Source organism: Roseobacter litoralis Och 149 (genome assembly GCF_000154785.2).
Taxonomy (GTDB): Bacteria; Pseudomonadota; Alphaproteobacteria; order Rhodobacterales; family Rhodobacteraceae; genus Roseobacter; species Roseobacter litoralis.
Genome location: NC_015730.1, coordinates 355,156 through 376,666, shown reverse-complemented (window position 1 = coordinate 376,666; position 21,511 = coordinate 355,156). Strand labels below are relative to the sequence as shown.

Genomic DNA, 21,511 nt, shown 5'->3' with positions numbered 1-21,511 from the left:
CGAAAGAAATACCATGACACCTTCAGAATTACCTGCACATGCCTCCGTCGTCGTCATCGGGGGCGGCATCATGGGCTGCTCGACCCTCTACCATCTGGCCAAGATGGGCGTTACAGACGCGATCCTGCTAGAGCGCAACAAGCTCACCTCGGGCACCACATGGCATTCCGCGGCGCAGGTGCGCGCGCTCAGACACTCGCGCAACCTGACGCGCATGATCCAGTATTCTGTGGATCTATATGCGCAGTTGGAAAAGGAAACCGGCCAGAACGTGGGTTGGATCCAGAAAGGGTCCCTGTCCATCGCGACAACACCAGACCGGGCAATTCACGTCAGACGGCAAGAAGCCCTTGCGCATGCTTTTGGCATCAAGGCCGATTGGGTCAGTGCGGGCGAAGCACAAGAGCGTTGGCCCCTGATGAACGCAAGCGATGTGCTGGGAGCTGTCTGGTCGCCTGAGGATGGCCGCGTTTCACCCTCAGACGTCTGTGCCGCGCTGGTCAAATCAGCCAAAAGCCACGGCGCAGGCATTTTCGAGAACACAGGCGTCACCGGCATTCTGACTAAAAACGGGCGCATCACGGGTGTCGAAACAACAAAGGGAACCGTCAGTTGCGATGCCGTGGCACTATGTGCGGGGCTGTGGTCGCGCGAGATTGGCGGCATGGCAGGTGCCGAGGTACCCGCGCTGGCCTGCGAACATTTTTATCTGCTGACAAAACCGCTTGAGGGGATCGAGGGCAATGTGCCGACCCTCAGCGATCATGACAATCATCTTTACATCCGCGACGACAGCGGCGGTTTGTTGGTGGGGTGCTTTGAGCCGATGGGCAAGCCAATTGCCCCCGGAGTTCTGGATCAGAATTTCGAATTTGGCCTCTTGCCCGAAGACTGGGATCATTTCGAGCCCATGATGCTCAACGCCCTGCACCGCCTGCCCTGTCTGGAAACGGCAGAAGTTAAAATGCTGCTGAATGGCCCCGAGAGCTTTACGCCCGATGGCATGTTCATGCTTGGGGAAACGGCTGAGACACGCGGGCTGTTTTTGGGCTGCGGCATGAATTCGGTCGGCATGGCATCCGGGGGCGGGGCGGGCATGAATCTGGCCCATTGCATCGTCCATGGGCATACTGCTTATGACCTTGGCGAAGCGGATGCCAAACGGTTCGCGCCTGTGTTCAACTCGGTTGATCATCTGATGGCCCGCGCGCCTGAAATCCTTGGCACACATTATGAAATCGCCTACCCCGGACGTCAGCTTAAGACCGCGCGCGATCTGCGCGTGCTGCCGCTGCATGCGGAATACGCCAAGGCCAATGCGCATTTCGGTCAGGTCTACGGGTGGGAAAGGCCGCTCTATTTTGGCAAATCAGCGGACCCAAAGATGACCTTTGGACGGCCCGACTGGTTTGAGAATGTGCGCAGGGAAGTCCACGCAGCACATGAGGCCGCCGCAGTTTTTGACGCATCCCCTTTTGGCAAAATCGAAGTGACAGGCCCGGATGCCTGCGCCTTCCTGCAGCATCTGGCCATGCGCAACATGGATCGCCCCGCCGGAACGGCGATTTACACCCCCCTGCTGAATGAGCGCGGCACCTATGAAAGCGACATCACGGCACACCGCATCGCAGACGATCATTACAGGCTTTTCGTCGGCACCAATGCGATCAAGCGCGATCTGGCTTGGGCACTGCGGCAGAGCGACGGTTTTGACGTCACGCTGAAAGACAGCACCGAAGACTACGCAGTTCTCTGCCTGATGGGGCCGGAGGCCGCACGCATTGTTGCCGCGACGGGTGCACCGGAACTATGCGACCTTGGGTATTTCAAAGTCGGGCCTGCATTCATTGCAGGCAAACATGTCCGCGCCGTGCGTATGTCCTATGTGGGCGAAGCGGGCTGGGAAATCACCTGCAAAGCCGAAAACGCGCAGGCGATTTACGCAGCATTCCAATCTGCGGGTGCGGTCCCTGCAGGTCTTTTTGCGCAATCCTCCATGCGCATTGAAAAAGGGTTCGCGGCCATGGGCCATGAACTTGACGGTGATCTCAGCCCGGTCGAGGTTGGCATGCACGGCATGGCGAAAAAGACCGGTGGGTTTATCGGTGCACAGGCTTTGGCAGAGCGCGTGCAGACGTCAAAACGCTCTCTGGTCACGATTGTCTTTGACGATGAAACCGCCGTGCCTCTGGGTCATGAACCGGTTTACGCAGGCCCGGACATCATCGGCCAGATAACCTCTGCCAGTTTCGGGTATCGGATTGGCGCACCTGTCGCCTTGGCCCATGTAAACGCTACCGTTGATGGCGGCGCGGTCGAGATCGATATCGCAGGGACCAAATACACCGGACGCATGCAGTTTGCAGCGGCGTTTGATCCCAGCGGTGCGCGGATGCGCCCATGATCAACCAAACCGCCCCGGCAGACGCAGATGGATTCTGCGCGCGTCATGCTCTAGAAAAAACCAACGCTCACTTCGCCATTCCGCCTTGCACAGGAGAAACCTGATGTCGCATGTGTTTCCGCGTCATTGTAAAAAAACCATCCCCACCGCCGTCCGTGGCGCGGGGTGTTATCTCTATGACAGCACCGGCAAGGCGTATCTGGATGGATCAGGCGGTGCTGCCGTTTCCTGCCTTGGGCATGGTGATGCGGATGTGATCGCCGCCATACAGAAACAGGTCGCTGACCTTGCCTTTGCGCATACCGGGTTTTTGACGTCTGAACCAGCCGAAGCGCTCGCCGATCTGTTGATTGAACATGCACCCGCTGACATAGAACGTGTTTATTTCGTCTCTGGCGGTTCCGAGGCGACGGAGGCCGCGATCAAACTTGCGCGGCAGTATTTTATCGAAAAGGGTCAGCCAGAAAAACGGCGCCTGATTGCGCGGCGGCAAAGCTATCATGGCAATACGCTTGGCGCATTGGCGGCAGGCGGGAACGAATGGCGGCGGCAGCAATTTGCGCCTTTGCTGTTTGACGTTCATCATATCGCACCCTGTTACGAATATGTGCTGCGTGAAGAGGGTGAAAGTGCCGCCGCTTATGGTCTTCGTGCCGCGCAGGAGCTGGAAGACGAGATTTTGCGCCTTGGGCCTGAAACCGTCATGGCCTTTATGGCCGAACCTGTGGTGGGTGCGACACTCGGTGCTGTTCCCGCTGTTGAAGGGTATTTCAAGCGCATCCGTGAGATTTGCGACACCTACGACGTGCTTCTGATCCTTGATGAAGTGATGTGCGGCATGGGTCGGACGGGCCATCTGTTTGCCTGCGATGCAGATGGGATCGCGCCTGATATCCTGTGCATCGCCAAGGGGCTTGGCGCGGGCTATCAACCCATTGGTGCGATGCTGTGCACAGGCGAAATCTACGAAACGATAAAGAACGGAACAGGCTTTTTTCAGCATGGTCACACCTATCTCGGCCATCCGGTTGCCGCCGCTGCCGGGCTGGCGGTTGTGAGCAAGATTGTTGGCGACGGACTATGCGATCGGGCCCGGCGGCAAGGCGAGGTGCTGTCAAAAGCGCTGCATGACCAATTCGGTCAACATCCACATGTGGGCGATATCCGCGGCAGAGGGCTGTTTCAGGGCATCGAAATCGTTGAGGACAGGGAAACTAAAACACCCTTTGACCCTGCAAAGGGATATGCCGCGAAAATCAAAACAGCAGCCTTCGACGCAGGGCTGATCTGTTATCCAATGGCGGGCACGCGCGACGGACGGGCGGGCGATCACGTGCTTCTGGCGCCGCCTTTCATCATCGAAGACAACCAGATCGATGAATTGATCGGCAAGCTGGCGACAGCCCTTGAACAGGTTATCGGTGCTGACCCTGCTGCGGTTTAACCGGGTCTGACGCTCGCTTAGTTACGGCCAAATGCGGACAAGCGGTTTATTTCATCAAGCCGTTCGAGGTTAACGACCGTGGAGAGCATCAAGCGATCCTGGCTCCAATCTGGCGGGGTTTGGATCGCCAGCGACAGCAGCGCTACTGCCGCAACGAAAGGCAAAACCAATGCCACAACGGCGAGCCGCGATTGCTTGGCATCCCGCAAGTTCGTGAGCGACAGAATGCGCGCTTCCAGAAAGCTCTTGCCGCCCTGCCGTAATGTGGGTCTGTCAGCGCTCACCAGCGTCACCTTTGGCACGGCGATGACAAAGTCACGGTCGCGGCTGAGGGTTTTTTGACACACCGACAAAAGCGTATCGCAATACTCGCGCATATCGATACGACCGCGCGACAAAACCTCGCTGTCGCAATTCAGTTCACGCAGGTTTTCGACCTGCCGCTTCCATGCGTGATAAACCGGGTTGAGGAAAAAGACCGGCTTGAGCGCCTCGATCAGGATTTCCCATTCAAGATCACCCTGCCGGATATGCTGAAACTCATGCGCCAAAGACACCTTAAGCTCATGTGCCTCCGCCAGCATGTGAGATGGGATCACCACGTAATAGTTGTAAAAACCACGCGTGGAGAACGGGACAAGCGATTGGTCTGACAATCGCAAATGCACCCTGCCAAAACGACGCCAAGCATAGCTGCCCCGCACAATCCGTCGCAAGCACATCACGGACACCACCAAACGCATCACCCCTATGACAAAGCCCATACCCAGCACAGCCATGGTCAGCCAGGCAAACCACCCCACGCCGGACACGATGTTCAGCGTGACCGTGTTGCGCAGCGTCACCAGCGCCTCAAACTCTGTTGCGCGCATCTGCAGACCGCCGTTCAGGTAGTAGGAAACCACCATATCAGACAGGTTCAGCGTCACACCCTGTGCAAGCCCGGTCTGTTGCAGCAGCCCGAAACCCATCGCGATCAGAGGCGCCAGCAAGATCGTCAGGAAAATACTGTTGAGCAACCGCAATTGCGTCCCATAGGCGCGCTCCAGACCAAAAAGGCTGAGCCGCCCGCGCACCAACACCCAGAAAACGTACGCACAGACAAAAAGGATATTGGCATTCACATAGGCGTCTAGCAGCTTATCCGCCGGTATCATTTTTCAACCTCCGGTCTACAAGTGCGCGGATTTCGCCAAGGGCTTCTTCGGTCAATTCGTCGTCGTTGACCAATCGCGCCACAAGGGATTCCGGGGTGTCGTCAAAGAGTTTGCGCGACAGATCCTTAAGTGAGCGGGATTGATAGACGTCTTTCTCCAACTCAGGCTTATAGACAAGCTGTTTGCCCACCTTGCGGCTGGTCACGAACTCTTTCTGCTCGAGGATTCGCAGAATGGTCGCGCCGGACGTATAGGCAAGGTCACGTTCTTTGGGCAATTGACTTAACACATCGCGCACGGTCCCCTCCCCCAAGGCCCACAGCTCGTTCATGAATTCCAACTCCACCTCAGTCAGAAGCTCACTTTTTTTGCGTTCTCTCATGAAAAAGCCATCCCTTGGCGCTGCTCATGCCAGAACGCCTGTAAGTAAATACTATGATTTTCGTATTCCAAAGAGATTTCTCATACCTTTCGAAAACAAAATATGGCCCAGACGATGGATATGCCCACCGGCCACCAGACGGGCTGGCCCACCAGACCGAGCCACGCAAGAAAGATGTAAGACGTCCCCAAAAGGGAAATAAACAGCCTGTCGCCCCGCGTGGTGGTCAGCCCGAGGATACCGCGCCGTTCGTCCCCGCCCGGCCTGCGTATTTCAAGAATGGTGAGGATCGCCATGGCACTGAATATACCGCAAAACAGCAGGAACGTTGCGGGCGTCCAGGCCATCCAGAACTCCGGCCAGAGCGGCTCGGTCCACGAAAACCCCGTCTCTTCCTCCTGTTGGGCGACGTTTCCCCAGCCTTGGGCGAGGACTGGGCTTGCCAGAAGAAATGTCAATAAGACTGTCAGCCGTTTCATCACACCCTCCCCAGGGCAAAGCCCTTCGCGATATAGTTGCGTACAAAGTAGATCACGATAGCGCCCGGAATGATGGTCAAGGTGCCTGCCGCTGCCAGCAGCCCCAGCTCGTATCCCGCAGAGGATGCCGTTTTGGTCATAGTGGCGGCGATTGGCTTTGCTGCAACCGCCGTCAGGGTTTTGGCGAGCAAAAGCTCAACCCACGAGAACATGAAACAAAAGAAGGCTGCAACGCCGACGCCCGCCTTGATTGTCGGCAGGAAAATCGTGACGAAAAAGCGCGGGAAGGAATAGCCATCCACATAGGCCGTCTCATCCAGTTCCTTGGGCACACCGCCCATGAACCCCTCAAGGATCCAGACCGCAAGCGGGATGTTGAACAGGCAATGCGCCAAAGCCACCGCGAGATGCGTGTCGAACAAGCCAACGGATGAATAAAGCTGAAAGAACGGCAGCGCGAACACCGCCGCAGGGGCCATCCGGTTCGTCAGCAGCCAAAAGAACAGCTGCTTGTCCCCCAGAAAGCGGTAGCGCGAGAACGCGTAGGCCGCGGGCAGGGCCACACAGATCGAAATCACGGTATTCATCGACACGTAGATGATCGAATTGAAATACCCCCAGTACCATGTCGGGTCCGTGAAAATGACCCGGTAGTTGTCCAGCGTGAATGTCTCGGGAAAGAGGCTGAAGCCCGAGAGGATGTCATTGGTGGTCTTGAAGCTCATCGTGACGAGCCAATAGATCGGCAGCATTAGAAAGATGATATAGAAAATGGGGATGAGGGAGCGTTTTCTCATTTGTCGTCATCCTTGGTCATCAATGTGTAAAACAGCCACGACACCAGCAATGTGATCGCAAAGTAGATCAGCGACATGGCCGCCGCAGGCCCCAGATCGAATTGGCCCAGCGCGATTTTCACCAGATCAATCGACAACAGCGTCGTCGAATTACCCGGCCCCCCACCGGTCAGCACAAAGGGTTCGGTGTAGATGTTGAAGCTATCCATGAACCGCAGCAGTATCGCGATGGTCAGAACGGTTTTCATCTTGGGCAGCTGGATGTAGCGAAACACCTTCCAAGGGGACGCGCCGTCGATCTTGGCCGCCTGATAATAGGCATCCGGGATCGACACGAGGCCCGCATAACACAGCAGCACCACCAATGAAGTCCAGTGCCACACATCCATCACGATGATCGTGATCCATGCGGCCAGCGGGTCCTGCGTCATGTCATAGCGCACGCCCAGCACGTCATTGATAAAGTACCCCATCATCCCGATCTTTGGCAGGGTAAAGATGTTCCACATCGCACCCACCACGTTCCACGGGATCAGCATCGGCAAGGCCATCAGCACAAGACACACCGGCACCCAGATGCCACGTTTCGGCATGGAGAGGGCAATGATAATGCCCAGTGGTATCTCGATTGCGAGGATCAGGCCGGTAAAGAGAAACTGGCGACCTAGCGCTGCGTGAAACCGCTCAGAACGCAGGATTTGTTCGAACCAGTCCAACCCCTGCCAGAAAAACAGGTTGTTGCCAAACGTCTCCTGCACGGAATAATTCACCACCGTCATGATCGGGACAAGTGCGTTGAACGCCACAAGGAAGAGCACTGGCAGCACAAAGAACCATGCTTTTTGGTTTTCGGTTTTCATGATGCGGCCTCCGTCGCGATCCAGTCGTTTCGGTAAAGGCGTGTCTGATCCTGCCGGAACGCCAGATGCACGGGCGCGCCCTGCTCGGGCACATCGCCTTCGACGACCGCTTTGACGGGTGTGTCGCCCACCATCGCCTCAACGACAGAATGGCGGCCCACATCGGACACTTTGCGCACCCGCGCAGGCAAGCCCGCATCGGAGAGCGTGACGAATTCGGGGCGGATGCCGATGGCGGTCTTGCCGCCCTCGCCCGCGATTGATCCCTCGAGCGCGACAGGGTGGCCTTCAAAGTGCACCGCACCACCGTTTTCGACCACCGGCAGCACATTCATGCCTGGCGAACCGATGAAATGGCCGACAAATGTGTGCTGCGGTCGGTCAAACAGTTCAACCGGCGTGCCGATCTGCACCACCTCGCCGTCCTGCATGACGACCACCTGATCCGCAAAGGTCAGCGCTTCGGTCTGGTCGTGGGTGACGTAAATCATGGTGGCTCGCACCCTTTGGTGCAGCTCTTTCAGCTTGGAACGCAGCTTCCATTTCAAATGCGGGTCAATGACGGTGAGTGGCTCATCGAACATTACCACATTCACATCATCGCGCACCAATCCGCGCCCCATTGAGATCTTTTGCTTGTTGTCCGGCGACAGATGCGCGGCGCGTGTATCAAGCATGTCTTCCACATCAAGCATGCCCGCAATCTCGGCCACGCGCTCTGCGATCTTTGCTTCGGGCACACCACGGTTGCGCAACGGGAACGCAAGGTTATTGCGCACCGTCATTGTGTCGTAAATCACCGGGAACTGGAATACCTGCGCGATGTTGCGTTGATCGGGTGGCAGGTCGGTGACGTCCTTGCCGTCAAACAGGATGCGCCCCTCCGACGGAACCAGCAGCCCCGAAATGATGTTCAGCAAGGTGGATTTACCGCACCCTGATGGCCCCAAAAGCGCATAGGCGCCCCCGTCCTGCCAATCGAGGTCGATTGCTTTAAGCGCATAGTCCTCAGGTCCCGACGGATTTGGGAAATAGGAATGGCGCAGGTTTGAAAGCGTGATCTTAGCCATCAGGCAACGAGGCTCCCGTCCGGGGCAAAGTAAAAGGCTTTGCTGATGTCCATGAAAAAGCGATGCTCCTCGCCGATTTGATAGGGATGCACGCCATGTGCCAATGACACCCAACCCTCATTCCCCATTTGGAAATGCGCGCTGGATTCCGACCCCGAAAGCTCGGTCACCTGCACCACGCCGTTCAGTTCCACCTCATTTTGCGAGGCTGAAAACGGGGTGACATGGTGGGGCCGCACAGCAACCGTATAGCTGCCATCCGCCAGATCAGCGACAGGACCTGACAGTGGCCATGTCACGCCAGTGTCCAGCGATGCCATGCCGCCCGTCTTGGTGATCTGTGCGGCATTGATCGGCGGGTCGGAAAACACCCGTGCCGCCGTCAGCGTCGCGGGTTTGCGATAAATCTCGGCGGTCGTGCCGAATTGAGTAACCAAACCGTCATCCATGAGGGCCGTTTGCCCTCCCAACATCAACGCCTCTTCGGGTTCTGACGTGGCATAAACCACAACCGTTCCGCGCCCGGCGAAAAGCTCCGGCAATTGCTCGCGCAGTTCTTCGCGCAGTTTGTAATCCAGATTGGCCAGCGGCTCATCCAGAAACACCGCGCGACTTTCTTTGGCAATGGCGCGCGCAAGGGCGCAGCGCTGCTGTTGCCCGCCGCTCAATTCCTGCGGGCGGCGGTGTAGCATCGGGCGCAGTTGCAAAATGTCTGCCGCCTCCTCCACCCGTCCTGCGATCTCTGACTTGGCCATCCCGGCCACTTTCAGCGGCGAGGCGATATTATCGTAAACGGTCATATGGGGGTAGTTTACGAAAAACTGATGCACGAGGCCGATGTTGCGCTTTTGTGTCGAGAGTTTCGATACGTCCTGCCCATCCATCATAATTTTGCCGGACGCCAGCGGATCAAGGCCCGCCATCAATTTGATCAGGGATGTCTTGCCTGCTCCTGTCTGCCCCAAGAGCACGTTGAAGTGCCCTGTGTGCAAAACCAGTGATGTGGGTTTGATATGGGTGATCCCCCGGACCACCTTGGTGGCGTCTATCAGTTCGATGCTCATCTTGTACCTTGCGCCCTCGGTCCTTGAAACCGGAGCATCGCATCGGATGCTCCGGCTGTGTTCAGTGGCCCGACACGACTGCCGGGCCGCAGGTTGGCTTACTGGTTCCAGCGCGCAACGAGGTCGTCATAGTTGACGGTCTCGCCTTGCGGCTTTTCGTTGTCCAGCTTGGGCTTGGCACCGCCATTGGCAAACCAGAACTCGGCATCGCGTTCTTCGTTGAGGCGCGGACCACAGCCACCATAGACATTCGCAGCTTCATCCGCCTGCTGCATGCGTGCCATGGTGATGTCCATCTCTTCGGCCAGACGGTTCATCGCTTCCTGCGGCGTAAACGCACCGGAGTTCACGTCACCGATCTGCTGCCACCAGATTTGCGCCAGCTTGGGATAGTCAGGCACGTTGATGCCGGTTGGTGACCATGCCACACGGTCGGGCGAGCGGTAGAACTCCACCAGACCGCCCAGTTTAGGCGCGCGTTCGGTGAAGCTTTCGTGATTCACCGTGCTGTCGCGGATAAAGGTCAGACCCACGTGGGATTTCTTGACGTCAACGGTCTTGGAGGTGACAAACTGAGCATAAAGCCATGCCGCTTGCGCACGATCAGTGGGTGTTGATTTCAGGAAGGTCCACGATCCCACATCCTGATAGCCGACCTTTTGCCCTTCGGTCCAATAGGGACCATGCGGGCTGGGTGCCATCCGCCACAGTGGGTTGCCGTCTGCATCGACGGTATTGTTGCCTTCAGACTGCGGTTTCACCATGTCTGCGGTAAAGGCCGTGTACCAGAAGATCTGCTGTGCGACGTTACCCTGCGCGAGCGCTGGCAACGACTGGTAGAAGTCATAGCTCGCCGCACCCGGAGGGGCATAGTTACGCAGCCATTCGTCCCATTTGCGGATCGCATAGACAGCCGCCGGGCCGTTCGCCGCGCCCCCACGGGTTACAGATGCGCCAACCGGGTTGCAGGAACCCGCTTCCATCCGGATGCCCCATTCATCAATCGGGACGCCATTGGGTTCACCAACCGAACCGGCACCGGCCATGGAAAGCCACGCGTCAGTCATCCGCCAGCCCAGATCAGGTGCACGTTTGCCATAGTCCATATGGCCGTAGATCGTCACGCCGTCGATTTCCTTGACGTCGTTGGAAAAGAACTCCGCGATGTCTTCATAGGCGGACCAATTGACCGGCACGCCTAGTTCATAGCCGTATTTTTCCTTGAACGCCGCCTTGAGATCTTCGCGGTCAAACCAGTCCTTGCGGAACCAGTAGAGGTTCGCGAACTGCTGATCCGGCAGCTGGTAGAGGTTCCCATCGGGACCCGTCGTGAACTGAATCCCCATGAAGTCATCAAGGTCCAGCGTCGGCGACGTGGTGTCGGACCATTCGCCAGCCATCTGTTCGGTCAGATTGTAGGCCAGTTGCAAACGTGAGTGCGTCCCGATCAAATCGGAATCGTTGACATACCCGTCATAGAGGTTGCGGCGGGTCTGCATCTGGGTTTGCACCGCCTGCACGACTTCGCCCTCACCGAGGATCTGATGGTTTACCTTGATCCCGGTGATCTCTTCGAAGGCTTTCGTCAGCACCTCGGATTCGTATCCATGGGTCGGGATACCCTCGGACAAGACGTTGATTTCCATTCCGTCAAAGGGTTCCGCCGCCTGAATGAACCACTCCATTTCAGCGAGCTGTTCTTCTTTACTCAGGGTCGATGGCTGGAATTCCTGATCAATCCATTTCTGAGCTGCAGCCGTATCGGCAAAAGCAGTCCCAGACCCCGCGATGACGGCCATAGCCGCGGTCGCGGAGAGCAGATACTTGCGCATCTTTTCTCCTCCCAAATTTTTTAAAGTCGCCAGCCTGTGCCAGCGGGATCACGCTACTGTTATCTGCACAATTCTGTCAAACTAAATATTTAGTAGATATTCATACCACTGTTTTTATTTGACTATTTATGACTGGCAATACTCCGCTCAACTCGACAGACCTTTGATGCGAGTCTTTCCGGCGCGCACTGTTACTGTGGTAGCACCCTATCAGCGCCTCAAAAGAAAAGCGTGCATGCACGCATGATCCGGGCCGTTCACCGTCGCGAAATAGCACCTGCATTGGTTTCTTGCTGCATGCGGGCATTAACAAAAGATTAACCTTATTCGCTCTGTACTATGGTTAATGGACGCCTCAAAAAAATGTGTTCACATGCTCAAATCTGAGGCCTTGACCCGCAAAAAGGAGACGTTCAGCAAAAAAGAAAAACCAACAGGTTTGCGCGCGAAATACGGCTTTTACAGAACATTCATTATCCCACCACTTTACGTCGATTTGGACACGCACCAACCCGCCTCATTTAATTAAAGTATGACCAAAAGCCGCGAAACACTGCCGAAAACGATAGCGGCCAATTGAAACATTGCAGTAATCGTCCGTTTTCTTTTACAAATTTCGGGACGATACGAAGTATTTAAACTTTAATATCAATTAGAATGGACCGTAAGATGAGTGACCAATCGGTGGCCCTTTCATGAGTGGAAATATCAAAACAACCAGTGGCTCGGGCCAAAGCGTTCTGGCCTTTGAAAACAGTCTGGGCACGTATGGCCAGACCTCCCGGCTGGCGCAGTCTCTTTCGGATGCGAACACCACAGCCGCGGACAACCTTTCAGGTGGTGCCAAACCCATCGTTTCTTTCACACCCGGTCTTTTTGGCGCTGATGAAACGCAAGACGATATCCCTTTTGTCGAGATCAACCACCTGACCGGGTGCTGTTGTATCGGCTGCGGCGGCATGCCCCCCGAAGACCTCGTTCTCACCAGAGCCATCGTCGCGAATGATCCGGACAACGAGCTTGGGGCAGTCAACTTGTCCGCCCCCTCACAGCTCAGCGATCTGGCTGGTTTTCTGACGACAGATTTCTGGACAGCCTTTGGCACCGTCCCACGACAATTCAACCTGACGGATTCGGGCCTCAATCCAAAAAGCGGTGTACTGCATTATAATGTAAGCGGTTTTTCAAACGTGAACCGCGCTGGCACGGACACAAATGGGCTGACCGCGCCGCGTGCTGATCTGGTCCGCGATGTCATGGATGTCTTTGGCGAGGTGCTCGGTATCTCATTCGTTGAGACGAGTTCCTCGAACGCCGATTTCACGGATATTTTCTTCAAGGATACCGACGCAGGTCGTGCCTATGCGAACTCAACAGGGTTTTCAGCAGGCGTGCAATATTCATGGATCAACATTGGACAAGACTGGTCCGGGGGTACATCGACCTACAACGACTACACGCTGCAGACGATTTTCCACGAAGTCGGCCATGCATTGGGCTTGGGTCATCAGGGTCTCTACAATGGCAGCGGTTCATTTCCGAGTGATGCCGATTTTGACAATGACAGCTGGCAGGCGACGATGATGTCGTATTTCAGCCAGAACGAAAACACCACGATCCCGGCCAGCTTTGCCTTTCTCCAGACACCCATGGCCGTGGATTGGATCGCCTTGCAGGACATGTACGGCGATCAGAGCTCTGGCGGCACGAATTTTGGCATCAGCAACGCGTTTCTGGGCGATACGGTCTATGGGTTCAACACCAATATCTCCGCCAACACGTCGAATATCTGGGCTGAGTTTGCAACCTATGCAAACAGAACCGCCTCGACGATTGTGGATGCAGCCGGCATCGACACGCTTGATTTCAGTGGATATTCCGCAAACCAACTGATCAACCTGACCCCCACCAGCCAGTTCGCGACGGCACCGTCTATCTCCAACATCGGCGGTCTGACGGGCAATCTGACGCTCGCTGAAGGCACGATCATCGAGAACGCCATTGGCGGTTCGGGATCGGATACGTTTTTTGGCAATGATGCCTCGAATGTTTTCAGGGGCAATGGTGGCAACGACACCTTTAACGACAGCCTTGGGGATGACACCTATTACGGCGGCTCCGGCACCGACACGGTCGATTTTCTCGGTCTGTTTTCAAACTATTCCTTCAGCATCAGCGGCACGTTCCTTTCTGTGATCAATGTCGCGATGAACCTTGTAGAAAACACTGTTGAATTCCTCAGCTTTGATGATCAGACCTTCAGCTTTCAGAACATTCTGGATGGGCTGGGAAGCAATGCGGCACCCGTTGCGAGCGACGATGCCTTTGCAACCGATGAGGCCAGCCCGCTTGCAGCGGCCAGTATTCTGGCCAATGACACCGATGGCGATGGCGACCCGCTCAGCGTCGCCACCGTGAACAACGAAGCCGCGAATGTCGGCAGTCAGATTGCCCTCGCCTCCGGCGCATTGCTGACGGTCGATCCGAATGGGACGTTCGATTATGACCCCAACGGCGCGTTCGATGCCCTTAACGAGGGGCAATCAGCTACCGACAGTTTCACCTATACCGCAACCGATGACAGTGACCAATCGAACACGGCTACTGTGACGATCACGGTGAACGGCGTGGATGATAGCCCTTCGGCGGCACCCGTCGGGCAAAGTGGCGTGGCCACCGTGTCGCAAGCCGGCCCTGGTCAATGGCACACGGTCAGCTTTGCAACGGCAATTGCAGACGCTGTCGTCGTGATGGGCCCGGCAAGTGACTTTGACGATGCCCCGCTCAGCACACGGGTGCGCAATGTCACGGACACAGGTTTCGAGTTCCAGATCGACGAATGGGATTATCTGGATGGAGTCCACACAAGCGAGAGTATCGGCTGGCTGGCCGTGTCCGAGGGATCCCATACGCTCAGCAGCGGCGAGACGATTGTTGCCGCGACCGCATCCGTTGGCACCGGCCTTGAAACGCTCAGCTTTGGTGAAACGCTGAGCAACGCCGTGGTTTTGGCTGAGGTTACATCACTCAATGAGGCCAGTGCCGTGACCACCCGCATCCGCAACGTCACCGATCAGGGCTTTCAGACGCAGATCACCGAAGAAGAAGCAGGCGGCGCGCATGTGGATGAAACCGTGTCGTGGATCGCGATTGAAACCGGTCAAAACGCGATTTTCGAAGCGTTCATCACCCCGGATGAGGTGAACGAGACAGCGTCGCGCTATGATTTCAACGCCAACTTTGTGACCGCGCCGGTGGTGCTGGCCGACATGCAATCCACTGATGGCGCAGACACATCAACCACGCGCCTCGCCGCTGTTGACGCCACGGGCGTCTCTCTCTTTGTCGAGGAAGAGCAATCTCAAGACACCGAAATTGGCCATACGGATGAAACCCTTGGTGTCGTGGCGCTCAAAGGTGGCCTGATCTTTGTCAATGACCAGCCAAACACCGCACCGGTGGCGCAGAACGATACCGCAACCGTGACCGAGGACGTGGCGCTGTCGCTGGATGTTCTGGCGAATGATGTGGATGCAGACGGTGATGTGTTGTCTTTGTCCGGCATCGAGGGTCAGCCAGTTACCATCGGTCAGACGGTCACGCTTGCTTCGGGCGCGCGCGTCAAATGGGATACCGACCAGACCCTCACCTATGATCAGAACGGTGCATTCGATGCATTGAGTACAGGGCAGACCGCGACAGATCAGTTTGTTTATTCCGTCACGGATGCGGATGGCGCCATATCCAGCGCCTCCGTGACAGTGACCATCAACGGGTTGGACGAACCGCTGCTGACGGATGCTATCGGACAAGGTGGGGTCGCTTCGGTAGGTCAAACGGGACCAGATCAATGGCATAGCGTGGCGTTTGACACGCAAATCGAAAACGCAGTCGTGGTGCTGGGTCCCGTCACAAGTAACGACGCGCAAGAATTGACCACGCGTGTGCGAAATGTCACCGACAACGGTTTCGAGTTCCAGATCGACGAATGGGATTATCTGGATGGGGTCCATGGCGTCGAGGATATCGGATGGCTGGCCATCGCCGAAGGCTCACACACCCTAAACAGCGGCCAGACCATCGTCGCATCAACGGCGTCTGTTGGCGTTGGGTTCGCCGCTGTCGCCTTTGGGGAAACGCTGGACGATGCCATTGTCTTTGCGGAGACCACCACGGTGAACGACGCTGCAGCCCTTGCCACGCGCATCCGCAGCGTCACCGACCAAGGGTTCGAGGTTCAGATCGAAGAGGAAGAAGCCGGCGGCGCCCATGTCGCCGAGACCGTCTCCTGGATCGCCATTGAAACCGGCGGCAGCGGCGGGTTGGAAGCCGTGCGCACAGGCGATCAGCTTGATGAACGCGCCGACAGCTTTGTATTCACGCAACCCTTTACCGACACGCCCGTCTTTATTGCAGACATGCAAACGACAGACGGCGTTGATACGGCCACGCTGCGCCTGAGCGAGATCGACGCAAACGGCGTCTCGATGTTTGTGCAGGAAGAGCGGTCTGCGGACACTGAAGTGGACCACACAAACGAGGTTGCCGGGTATCTCGCCCTGCAAGACGGGTTGATCTATCTGGATAGTTTCATGGCCTGATCCGGTGGCTTTTACCTGTGGGAGAGATTTTTGCGCCAGCCTGCGCCGCGGGACATCTGTGCGTGGCAGAGGCCATCGTCTTTGGCTCCGGGATCCGGCGGTGCGTAAACCCGCCGGATCCATGCTATCGCCGGACTACTTTTTCAGATTGACCCAAATCTGATCGTACACCGCCTGTGTCGCCTCATCGCAAACCTGAATAAAGGCACCCGCACCCGCATCTGCTGGCGGGTTTGATTCAGGCAAAGTCGCCAGTTCCGGGTCAAGGAATTCACCGGTGCCCGTCACGCCATTGCCATAGCGGGCATAATTCGACACTACCGCGATGTTTTCGGGTTCCAGCAGGAAATCCATGAATTTGATGGCGTTGTCCCGGTTTGGCGCGTCGTTCAACAAAACCACATTGTCCATCCAGACAACGTACCCTTCGGCCGGGAAAGCATATGTGATCGACGCTTTTTCCGCACGGGCCTTGGCGCTGAAGCCGTCATAGATCATGCCAACATCCACATCACCGGACACAAGAACCTCTTTGGCGGTGTCAGAGTTGAAAGACGCCCAATGCGTTTTGGCCTCCTGTAGCATATCGTTCAAAGCGCTGAGTTGCGCACGATCCGTTGAACACTGCGGGATGCCCATATGCAGGGACGCCATGGCCAGAACTTCACCCTGACTATCCAGCATGTTGATTTTTCCCGACAGTTCGGCAGGCGGGTTAAACAGAATATCCGTCGTGTTGATGGCCCCGCTGAACGCGTCGGTATCAACGGCAAAAGCGGTAGAACCCCATTGATAGGGGATTGAATGCTTGCGTCCGGGGTCAAAGCTGGGGTCCGCCCATTCCGCTGCGATATTGCCCTTGTTGGACAGTTCACCTTCCGCAATCGTGTCCAGCAAACCTTCGCCCGCCATGATCTCAACCATATAGTCGCCCGGCACGGCGAGGTCATAGGTGCCCATACCACCGGCCTTGAGCGACGCCAGCATGGCTTCGTTTGAATCATATGTATCCATGGTGACGTTTACGCCGGTTTCAGCGGTGAACTTTTCCAGCAATTCCTGCGGCATATACTCAAACCAGTGATACAGAACCAACTCGCCCTCGGCAGCAACGCTGGTGGCGAATAATGCGGTGGCCAGGGCGGTGGAATTCAGTAGCTTCATGTTTTTCTCTCCGAGTTGTCGTTTGCTTTTTTATCGCTTTGCGTTGAAACAAAGCAGAAAATCGCAACGTTTGCGACCATCAATGACAAAATCACGGATCGCTGTGCTATGATCCTGAGCGGTGTTGCACGGTCTGCAGCCCCGACCCCCGGAAGACGCCTAAACCACAGGTAGAAAGACTTGCGCGACTGCCCCCTGTCTGTGCGGGTTGATCAAAAAATGGTCTGATTAATGTAGAAAAAGAACGATCCCCTTAGGCTGTGCCTAATACAGGCTGAGGCAGAGAATGCTTACGTGGTACAAGACCGCTCAATATGTTTTGTTAAATTCTGACGACTTTGGGGAGAGCCGGTGTCTCAAGAGGTTCCAAACGCGATTGATGTGCGAAATGCCGTAAAGCGCTATGGTGATTTCACCGCTCTCAAAACGATCTCACTGTCGATCAGAGATAATGAATTTTTCACGCTGCTTGGCCCGTCCGGCTGTGGGAAAACAACGCTTCTGCGGATGATCGCCGGTTTCGAAGACGTGACCGAAGGCGAGATATTCCTCTATGGCGAAGAGATTGAGGATTTGCCGCCCAACAAGCGCCCGGTCAACACGGTCTTTCAGAATTACGCGCTTTTTCCGCATATGGACGTGATGGAAAACGTGAGTTTCGGGCTGGAGATGCTGGGTAAACCCAAGGCGCAGGCACGCGCGCGGGCGGGCGAAATTCTGGAACTTGTGCAGTTATCGCAATTCGCCAATCGCAAGCCTTCGCAACTGTCTGGCGGCCAGCAGCAACGTGTGGCGCTGGCCCGCGCGCTGGCCCCGCAACCAAAGGTCTTGTTGCTGGATGAGCCACTGTCGGCCCTCGATCTGAAACTGCGCAAAGCGATGCAGCTGGAGCTAAAGCATTTGCAACGCGAGACAGGCATCACGTTCATCTTTGTGACCCATGATCAGGACGAGGCGTTGACGATGTCGGACCGGATCGCGGTGATGTCCGCAGGCGAATTACAGCAACTCGGCGATGCCCGCGACATTTATGAAAAGCCCGCAAACCGGTTTGTCGCTGATTTCATCGGGGAGACCAACCTGATCGAGGTTACGATCAAATCGCGCGACGCGACCCGTGTGCTTTGTGCGTTTTCAAATGGCCTCACCCTGACCTGCGACGCGGTGGAGGGTATAAACGTCGGCGACAGGGTGCATATGTCCATCCGCCCTGAACGGATAAAGCTGCGCAGCACCAAAGTTGAAACAGAGAACTTTCAGGGACAAGTCGTTGAAAATATCTATGCCGGAACAGATGTGCAGACCATTGTGCATCTGCAGGGCGGGATGCAGTTGGCCGTGCGCACGCAGAACTCCGAAACAGGCAGGACGATGACCTTTGAACCCGGCGCGGAGGTTTTCGTCGATGTCGAATTCGGCTCTGCCCGGTTGCTGGCGAACTGATGGCGGGCGGCACTGCCAGCGGCGGCACACAGGGCGATACTTACAAGGAAGCACGCACGTGGCTTTTGATGCCCGCCTGGGTCACGCTGATCGTGCTTGTCCTGCTGCCTGTATCGCTGATGCTGGTCTATTCTTTCCTGACCAAGGAGTTTCGCGGTGGCGTCATCTGGGAGTTCTCGTTCGCAGCTTACGAACAGTTTTTCTGCGACCGGGGCCTTTTCGATGATGAACCCTGCGCCATCGAATGGACATATATCACAATCTTCTGGCGCTCTATATGGCAGGCCGGGCTGGCGACCATCCTCAGCCTGCTGATCGGCTTTCCGACCGCCTATTTCATCGCCACGCGCCCTGCAAATGTGCGCCCGCTCTGGGTGTTCCTGATCACCATTCCCTATTGGGTCAACCTTTTGATCCGCACGGTCTCCATGCGGTTCATGCTGCGCGAGGAAGGGCCGATCAACAACACCCTGATGTGGAGCGGCCTGATCGACAGCCCCCTGCAGATGATCAACACCAATTTCGCAGTGCAGATCGGTCTGTTCTATTCCTACCTGCCCTTCATGGTCCTGCCGATCTACGCCGCCGTTGAACGCTACAACTTTTCCCTCAGCGAGGCGGCATCGGATCTTTATGCCTCCAAATGGACGACGCTGCGGCGGATCATTCTGCCTTCGATCAAACCGGGCGTCATCGCGGGCTGCATTCTGGTGTTCGTACCCTCTTTGGGCGCGTTTCTCGCCCCCGACCTGCTGGGCGGGGCCAAGAATTTCATGATCGGCTCACTGATCGAAGAGCAGTTCAAGGGCAACGCAGGCAACTGGCCCTTTGGGGCGGCGGCCTCCATGATCCTGCTGACCCTCGTGTTGCTGATCCTGCTCTTTTACGCGCGCCAGCAGGCACGCGCCAATCGCGGGAGCGGTTAAGCCATGGCCGCACGCAAATTCGACGTCAAAGCCTATCCCGGCTTCGCCCAGATCACAGTGCTGTGCCTGCTGATCCTCTATGTGCCGCTGATGGTGGTCATGATCTACAGCTTCAACGCATCCGCATCCATCGTGGTCTGGGAAGGGTTTTCCCTCAGATGGTACAAAGACGTCTTTGTCGGACCGGAAAGTGCCAAGTTCAAAGTCGCGGCACGCAACAGCTTTGTCATCGCCATCATCGCCGCCACGGTGTCCACGACGATCGCGACCTTTGCGGCAACGGCCATGATCCGGGGCGGGCGTTTTCGACTGCGCCTTGTGTCGCTGGGGCTGATTTCATTGCCGCTGATGGTGCCGGAGATCGTCACCGCCGTTGCGACGCTGATTTTCTTCAACTCCATTGGCTTTGACCGGGGTCTTTTGACCATTCTGCTGGCACATATCGCCTTTTGCATTCCCTTTGCCTATCTGCCCATTGCCGCGCGCATGCAGGGTATCGAGGACACATATGAACAAGCCGCCATGGACCTTTATGCCACCAAGCGGCAGGCGTTCACCAAGATCCTGCTTCCGCTGATGATGCCCGGTATCATTTCGGGGTTTCTGCTCGCCTTCATCATTTCGCTGGATGATTTCATCATCACGAATTTCGTAAAAGGCGCGGGCGTGGAAACGTTGCCGACGGCGATTTTCGGGGCGGTCAAACAGGGCATCAAACCCAATATCATGGCCATTTCGACCATGTTGTTGGCATTCTCGATCGTGATGGTCACGATCTCATATTTCGTCAGTAAATCCGGCGACAAGAAATAAACCAACGGGGAAAACCAATGAAACCACTACTCAGACCAACAGCCGCCATCGCGGCACTCATTTTGGCAACGGGCGGCGCACAGGCCGAGGGAAAGCTCTCCATCTATCATTGGTTTGAGTATATCCCGCAGGAATTGCTCGACAAATTCGCGGCAGAACACGATGTCGAAGTGGTCATGGACACCTACGACTCCAACGAAGCGATGCTGGCCACGCTGAAAGCCGGGGCCTTGGGCAGCTATGACGTAGTGGTTCCGACAGATTACATGGTCTCTATCCTGATTGCGGAAGGCATGGCGGGTGAGATCCCCGAGGGTGCGCGCAAAAATATGGCCAACATCAAAGCCGAGTTCCGCGACCCCGCCTATGATCCCGGCCTGCGCCATTCGATCCCCTATCAAGGGGGCACGACCAGCTTTTCGGTGGATACGGCGGCTTATTCCGGTGAGATAAACACCACCGACATTATCTTTAACCCGCCCGCGGAATTGCAGGGCAAGATCAATATGATCGACAGTCAGGGCGAAGTTCTCGCACTCGCCGCTGTACATATGGGCATCCCGCAGTGTTCAACCGACCGTGAACAGCTCAAGGCGCTGGATGCAATGCTACAGGCGGCAAAACCACATTGGGCCTCTTTCAACTCCGATACCGCCAAGGAAGTGCTGGAGGCCGGCGATGTGGCTGCGGGCATGATTTTTAACGGTTTTGGCGCCAAAGCCCGTGAGGCGCGCGCGAGCCTTCAATATGCCTTTCCCAAACAGGGTTGGGTGAATTGGATGGACAGCGTCGTCTTGCTCAAAGACGCACCAAACCCGGAAAATGCGATATTGTTCATGGATTTCCTGCTGGAACCTGAAAACATCGCCGCCGTGACGAACTACGCCCGCTATCGTGATGCGATCGAAGGCAGCGAGGCCTTTCACGATCCAACCTTGGCGCTGGAACCCGAAGGCAACCCACCGGCGGGTATTGAGGGCGTGTTTGTCGAAACATGCACGCAGGAAGTTCAGGCCGTCTATGACCGCATCTGGACCAACCTCAAGAAATAGGGACACTGGCACCGGGCGCTGCA

General features: G+C 56.3%; 16 protein-coding genes. 7 read left to right on the top strand and 9 right to left on the bottom strand.

The genetic code is table 11. From position 1 onward, the window contains the following. The first annotated feature begins 13 nt into the window (after window positions 1–13). Window positions 14–2,404 (top strand): GcvT family protein, encoded by a 2,391-nt coding sequence (locus tag RLO149_RS01755; RefSeq protein ID WP_013960329.1) that lies wholly within the window; start codon window positions 14–16, stop codon window positions 2,402–2,404. Window positions 2,405–2,507: 103 nt separating this feature from the next. Beyond that, window positions 2,508–3,848 (top strand): aspartate aminotransferase family protein, encoded by a 1,341-nt coding sequence (locus tag RLO149_RS01750; protein WP_013960328.1) that lies wholly within the window; start codon window positions 2,508–2,510, stop codon window positions 3,846–3,848. Window positions 3,849–3,865: 17 nt separating this feature from the next. Here the strand turns inward: RLO149_RS01750 and RLO149_RS01745 are convergent, their stop codons facing one another. The 8 genes from RLO149_RS01745 to RLO149_RS01710 form a co-directional block, all read right to left on the bottom strand. Beyond that, on the bottom strand, window positions 3,866–5,005 hold the full coding sequence (locus RLO149_RS01745; protein ID WP_013960327.1) for a M56 family metallopeptidase: 1,140 nt from the start codon (window positions 5,003–5,005) through the stop codon (window positions 3,866–3,868). Continuing rightward, window positions 4,989–5,387: a BlaI/MecI/CopY family transcriptional regulator gene (locus RLO149_RS01740; protein ID WP_013960326.1), complete on the bottom strand. Its 399-nt coding sequence runs from the start codon at window positions 5,385–5,387 to the stop codon at window positions 4,989–4,991. The genes RLO149_RS01745 and RLO149_RS01740 overlap by 17 nt, the downstream gene beginning before the upstream one ends. 80 nt (window positions 5,388–5,467) lie before the next feature. Further along, the gene (locus tag RLO149_RS01735; protein ID WP_013960325.1) at window positions 5,468–5,866 is read right to left on the bottom strand and encodes a DUF2160 domain-containing protein; all 399 of its coding nucleotides are present in this window, start codon (window positions 5,864–5,866) and stop codon (window positions 5,468–5,470) included. Further along, complete coding sequence (locus RLO149_RS01730) at window positions 5,866–6,663, bottom strand: carbohydrate ABC transporter permease (RefSeq protein ID WP_013960324.1); 798 nt, start codon at window positions 6,661–6,663, stop codon at window positions 5,866–5,868. The genes RLO149_RS01735 and RLO149_RS01730 overlap by 1 nt, the downstream gene beginning before the upstream one ends. Next, entirely contained in the window at window positions 6,660–7,523 is an 864-nt protein-coding gene (locus tag RLO149_RS01725; RefSeq protein WP_013960323.1) for a carbohydrate ABC transporter permease, read from the bottom strand. Before RLO149_RS01725 ends, RLO149_RS01730 begins: the two co-directional genes overlap by 4 nt. Further along, on the bottom strand, window positions 7,520–8,593 hold the full coding sequence (locus RLO149_RS01720) for an ABC transporter ATP-binding protein (RefSeq protein WP_013960322.1): 1,074 nt from the start codon (window positions 8,591–8,593) through the stop codon (window positions 7,520–7,522). Before RLO149_RS01720 ends, RLO149_RS01725 begins: the two co-directional genes overlap by 4 nt. Continuing rightward, on the bottom strand, window positions 8,593–9,657 hold the full coding sequence (locus tag RLO149_RS01715) for an ABC transporter ATP-binding protein (RefSeq protein ID WP_013960321.1): 1,065 nt from the start codon (window positions 9,655–9,657) through the stop codon (window positions 8,593–8,595). Before RLO149_RS01715 ends, RLO149_RS01720 begins: the two co-directional genes overlap by 1 nt. A gap of 98 nt (window positions 9,658–9,755) precedes the next feature. Further along, entirely contained in the window at window positions 9,756–11,489 is a 1,734-nt protein-coding gene (locus tag RLO149_RS01710; RefSeq protein ID WP_013960320.1) for an ABC transporter substrate-binding protein, read from the bottom strand. 695 nt (window positions 11,490–12,184) lie between these two features. Between RLO149_RS01710 and RLO149_RS01705 the strand changes: the two genes are divergently transcribed. Continuing rightward, complete coding sequence (locus tag RLO149_RS01705) at window positions 12,185–16,090, top strand: Ig-like domain-containing protein (RefSeq protein ID WP_013960318.1); 3,906 nt, start codon at window positions 12,185–12,187, stop codon at window positions 16,088–16,090. A gap of 135 nt (window positions 16,091–16,225) precedes the next feature. Here the strand turns inward: RLO149_RS01705 and RLO149_RS01700 are convergent, their stop codons facing one another. Further along, on the bottom strand, window positions 16,226–17,254 hold the full coding sequence (locus RLO149_RS01700; RefSeq protein WP_013960317.1) for an extracellular solute-binding protein: 1,029 nt from the start codon (window positions 17,252–17,254) through the stop codon (window positions 16,226–16,228). A gap of 351 nt (window positions 17,255–17,605) precedes the next feature. On the opposite strand from RLO149_RS01700, the gene RLO149_RS01695 reads away from it, so the two are divergent. Genes RLO149_RS01695 through RLO149_RS01680 form a run of 4 tightly spaced genes read left to right on the top strand, consistent with a single transcriptional unit; the run spans window position 17,606 to window position 21,488 of the window. Continuing rightward, on the top strand, window positions 17,606–18,697 hold the full coding sequence (locus RLO149_RS01695; RefSeq protein WP_013960316.1) for an ABC transporter ATP-binding protein: 1,092 nt from the start codon (window positions 17,606–17,608) through the stop codon (window positions 18,695–18,697). Continuing rightward, window positions 18,697–19,623: an ABC transporter permease gene (locus RLO149_RS01690; protein ID WP_013960315.1), complete on the top strand. Its 927-nt coding sequence runs from the start codon at window positions 18,697–18,699 to the stop codon at window positions 19,621–19,623. Before RLO149_RS01695 ends, RLO149_RS01690 begins: the two co-directional genes overlap by 1 nt. A gap of 3 nt (window positions 19,624–19,626) precedes the next feature. After that, the gene (locus tag RLO149_RS01685; protein WP_013960314.1) at window positions 19,627–20,436 is read left to right on the top strand and encodes an ABC transporter permease; all 810 of its coding nucleotides are present in this window, start codon (window positions 19,627–19,629) and stop codon (window positions 20,434–20,436) included. A gap of 17 nt (window positions 20,437–20,453) precedes the next feature. After that, a complete protein-coding gene (locus tag RLO149_RS01680; protein ID WP_013960313.1) occupies window positions 20,454–21,488 on the top strand; it encodes an extracellular solute-binding protein in 1,035 nt (344 codons plus the stop codon). Window positions 21,489–21,511: the final 23 nt, after the last annotated feature.

Coding starts and splice junctions, on each gene's coding strand:
- RLO149_RS01725 (WP_013960323.1), bottom strand. CDS start 7,523: ATGAAAACCGAAAACCAAAAAGCATGGTTCTTTGTGCTGCCAGTGCTC.
- RLO149_RS01730 (WP_013960324.1), bottom strand. CDS start 6,663: ATGAGAAAACGCTCCCTCATCCCCATTTTCTATATCATCTTTCTAATG.
- RLO149_RS01715 (WP_013960321.1), bottom strand. CDS start 9,657: ATGAGCATCGAACTGATAGACGCCACCAAGGTGGTCCGGGGGATCACC.
- RLO149_RS01710 (WP_013960320.1), bottom strand. CDS start 11,489: ATGCGCAAGTATCTGCTCTCCGCGACCGCGGCTATGGCCGTCATCGCG.
- RLO149_RS01720 (WP_013960322.1), bottom strand. CDS start 8,593: ATGGCTAAGATCACGCTTTCAAACCTGCGCCATTCCTATTTCCCAAAT.
- RLO149_RS01740 (WP_013960326.1), bottom strand. CDS start 5,387: ATGAGAGAACGCAAAAAAAGTGAGCTTCTGACTGAGGTGGAGTTGGAA.
- RLO149_RS01690 (WP_013960315.1), top strand. CDS start 18,697: ATGGCGGGCGGCACTGCCAGCGGCGGCACACAGGGCGATACTTACAAG.
- RLO149_RS01700 (WP_013960317.1), bottom strand. CDS start 17,254: ATGAAGCTACTGAATTCCACCGCCCTGGCCACCGCATTATTCGCCACC.
- RLO149_RS01745 (WP_013960327.1), bottom strand. CDS start 5,005: ATGATACCGGCGGATAAGCTGCTAGACGCCTATGTGAATGCCAATATC.
- RLO149_RS01755 (WP_013960329.1), top strand. CDS start 14: ATGACACCTTCAGAATTACCTGCACATGCCTCCGTCGTCGTCATCGGG.
- RLO149_RS01705 (WP_013960318.1), top strand. CDS start 12,185: ATGAGTGGAAATATCAAAACAACCAGTGGCTCGGGCCAAAGCGTTCTG.
- RLO149_RS01680 (WP_013960313.1), top strand. CDS start 20,454: ATGAAACCACTACTCAGACCAACAGCCGCCATCGCGGCACTCATTTTG.
- RLO149_RS01685 (WP_013960314.1), top strand. CDS start 19,627: ATGGCCGCACGCAAATTCGACGTCAAAGCCTATCCCGGCTTCGCCCAG.
- RLO149_RS01735 (WP_013960325.1), bottom strand. CDS start 5,866: ATGAAACGGCTGACAGTCTTATTGACATTTCTTCTGGCAAGCCCAGTC.
- RLO149_RS01750 (WP_013960328.1), top strand. CDS start 2,508: ATGTCGCATGTGTTTCCGCGTCATTGTAAAAAAACCATCCCCACCGCC.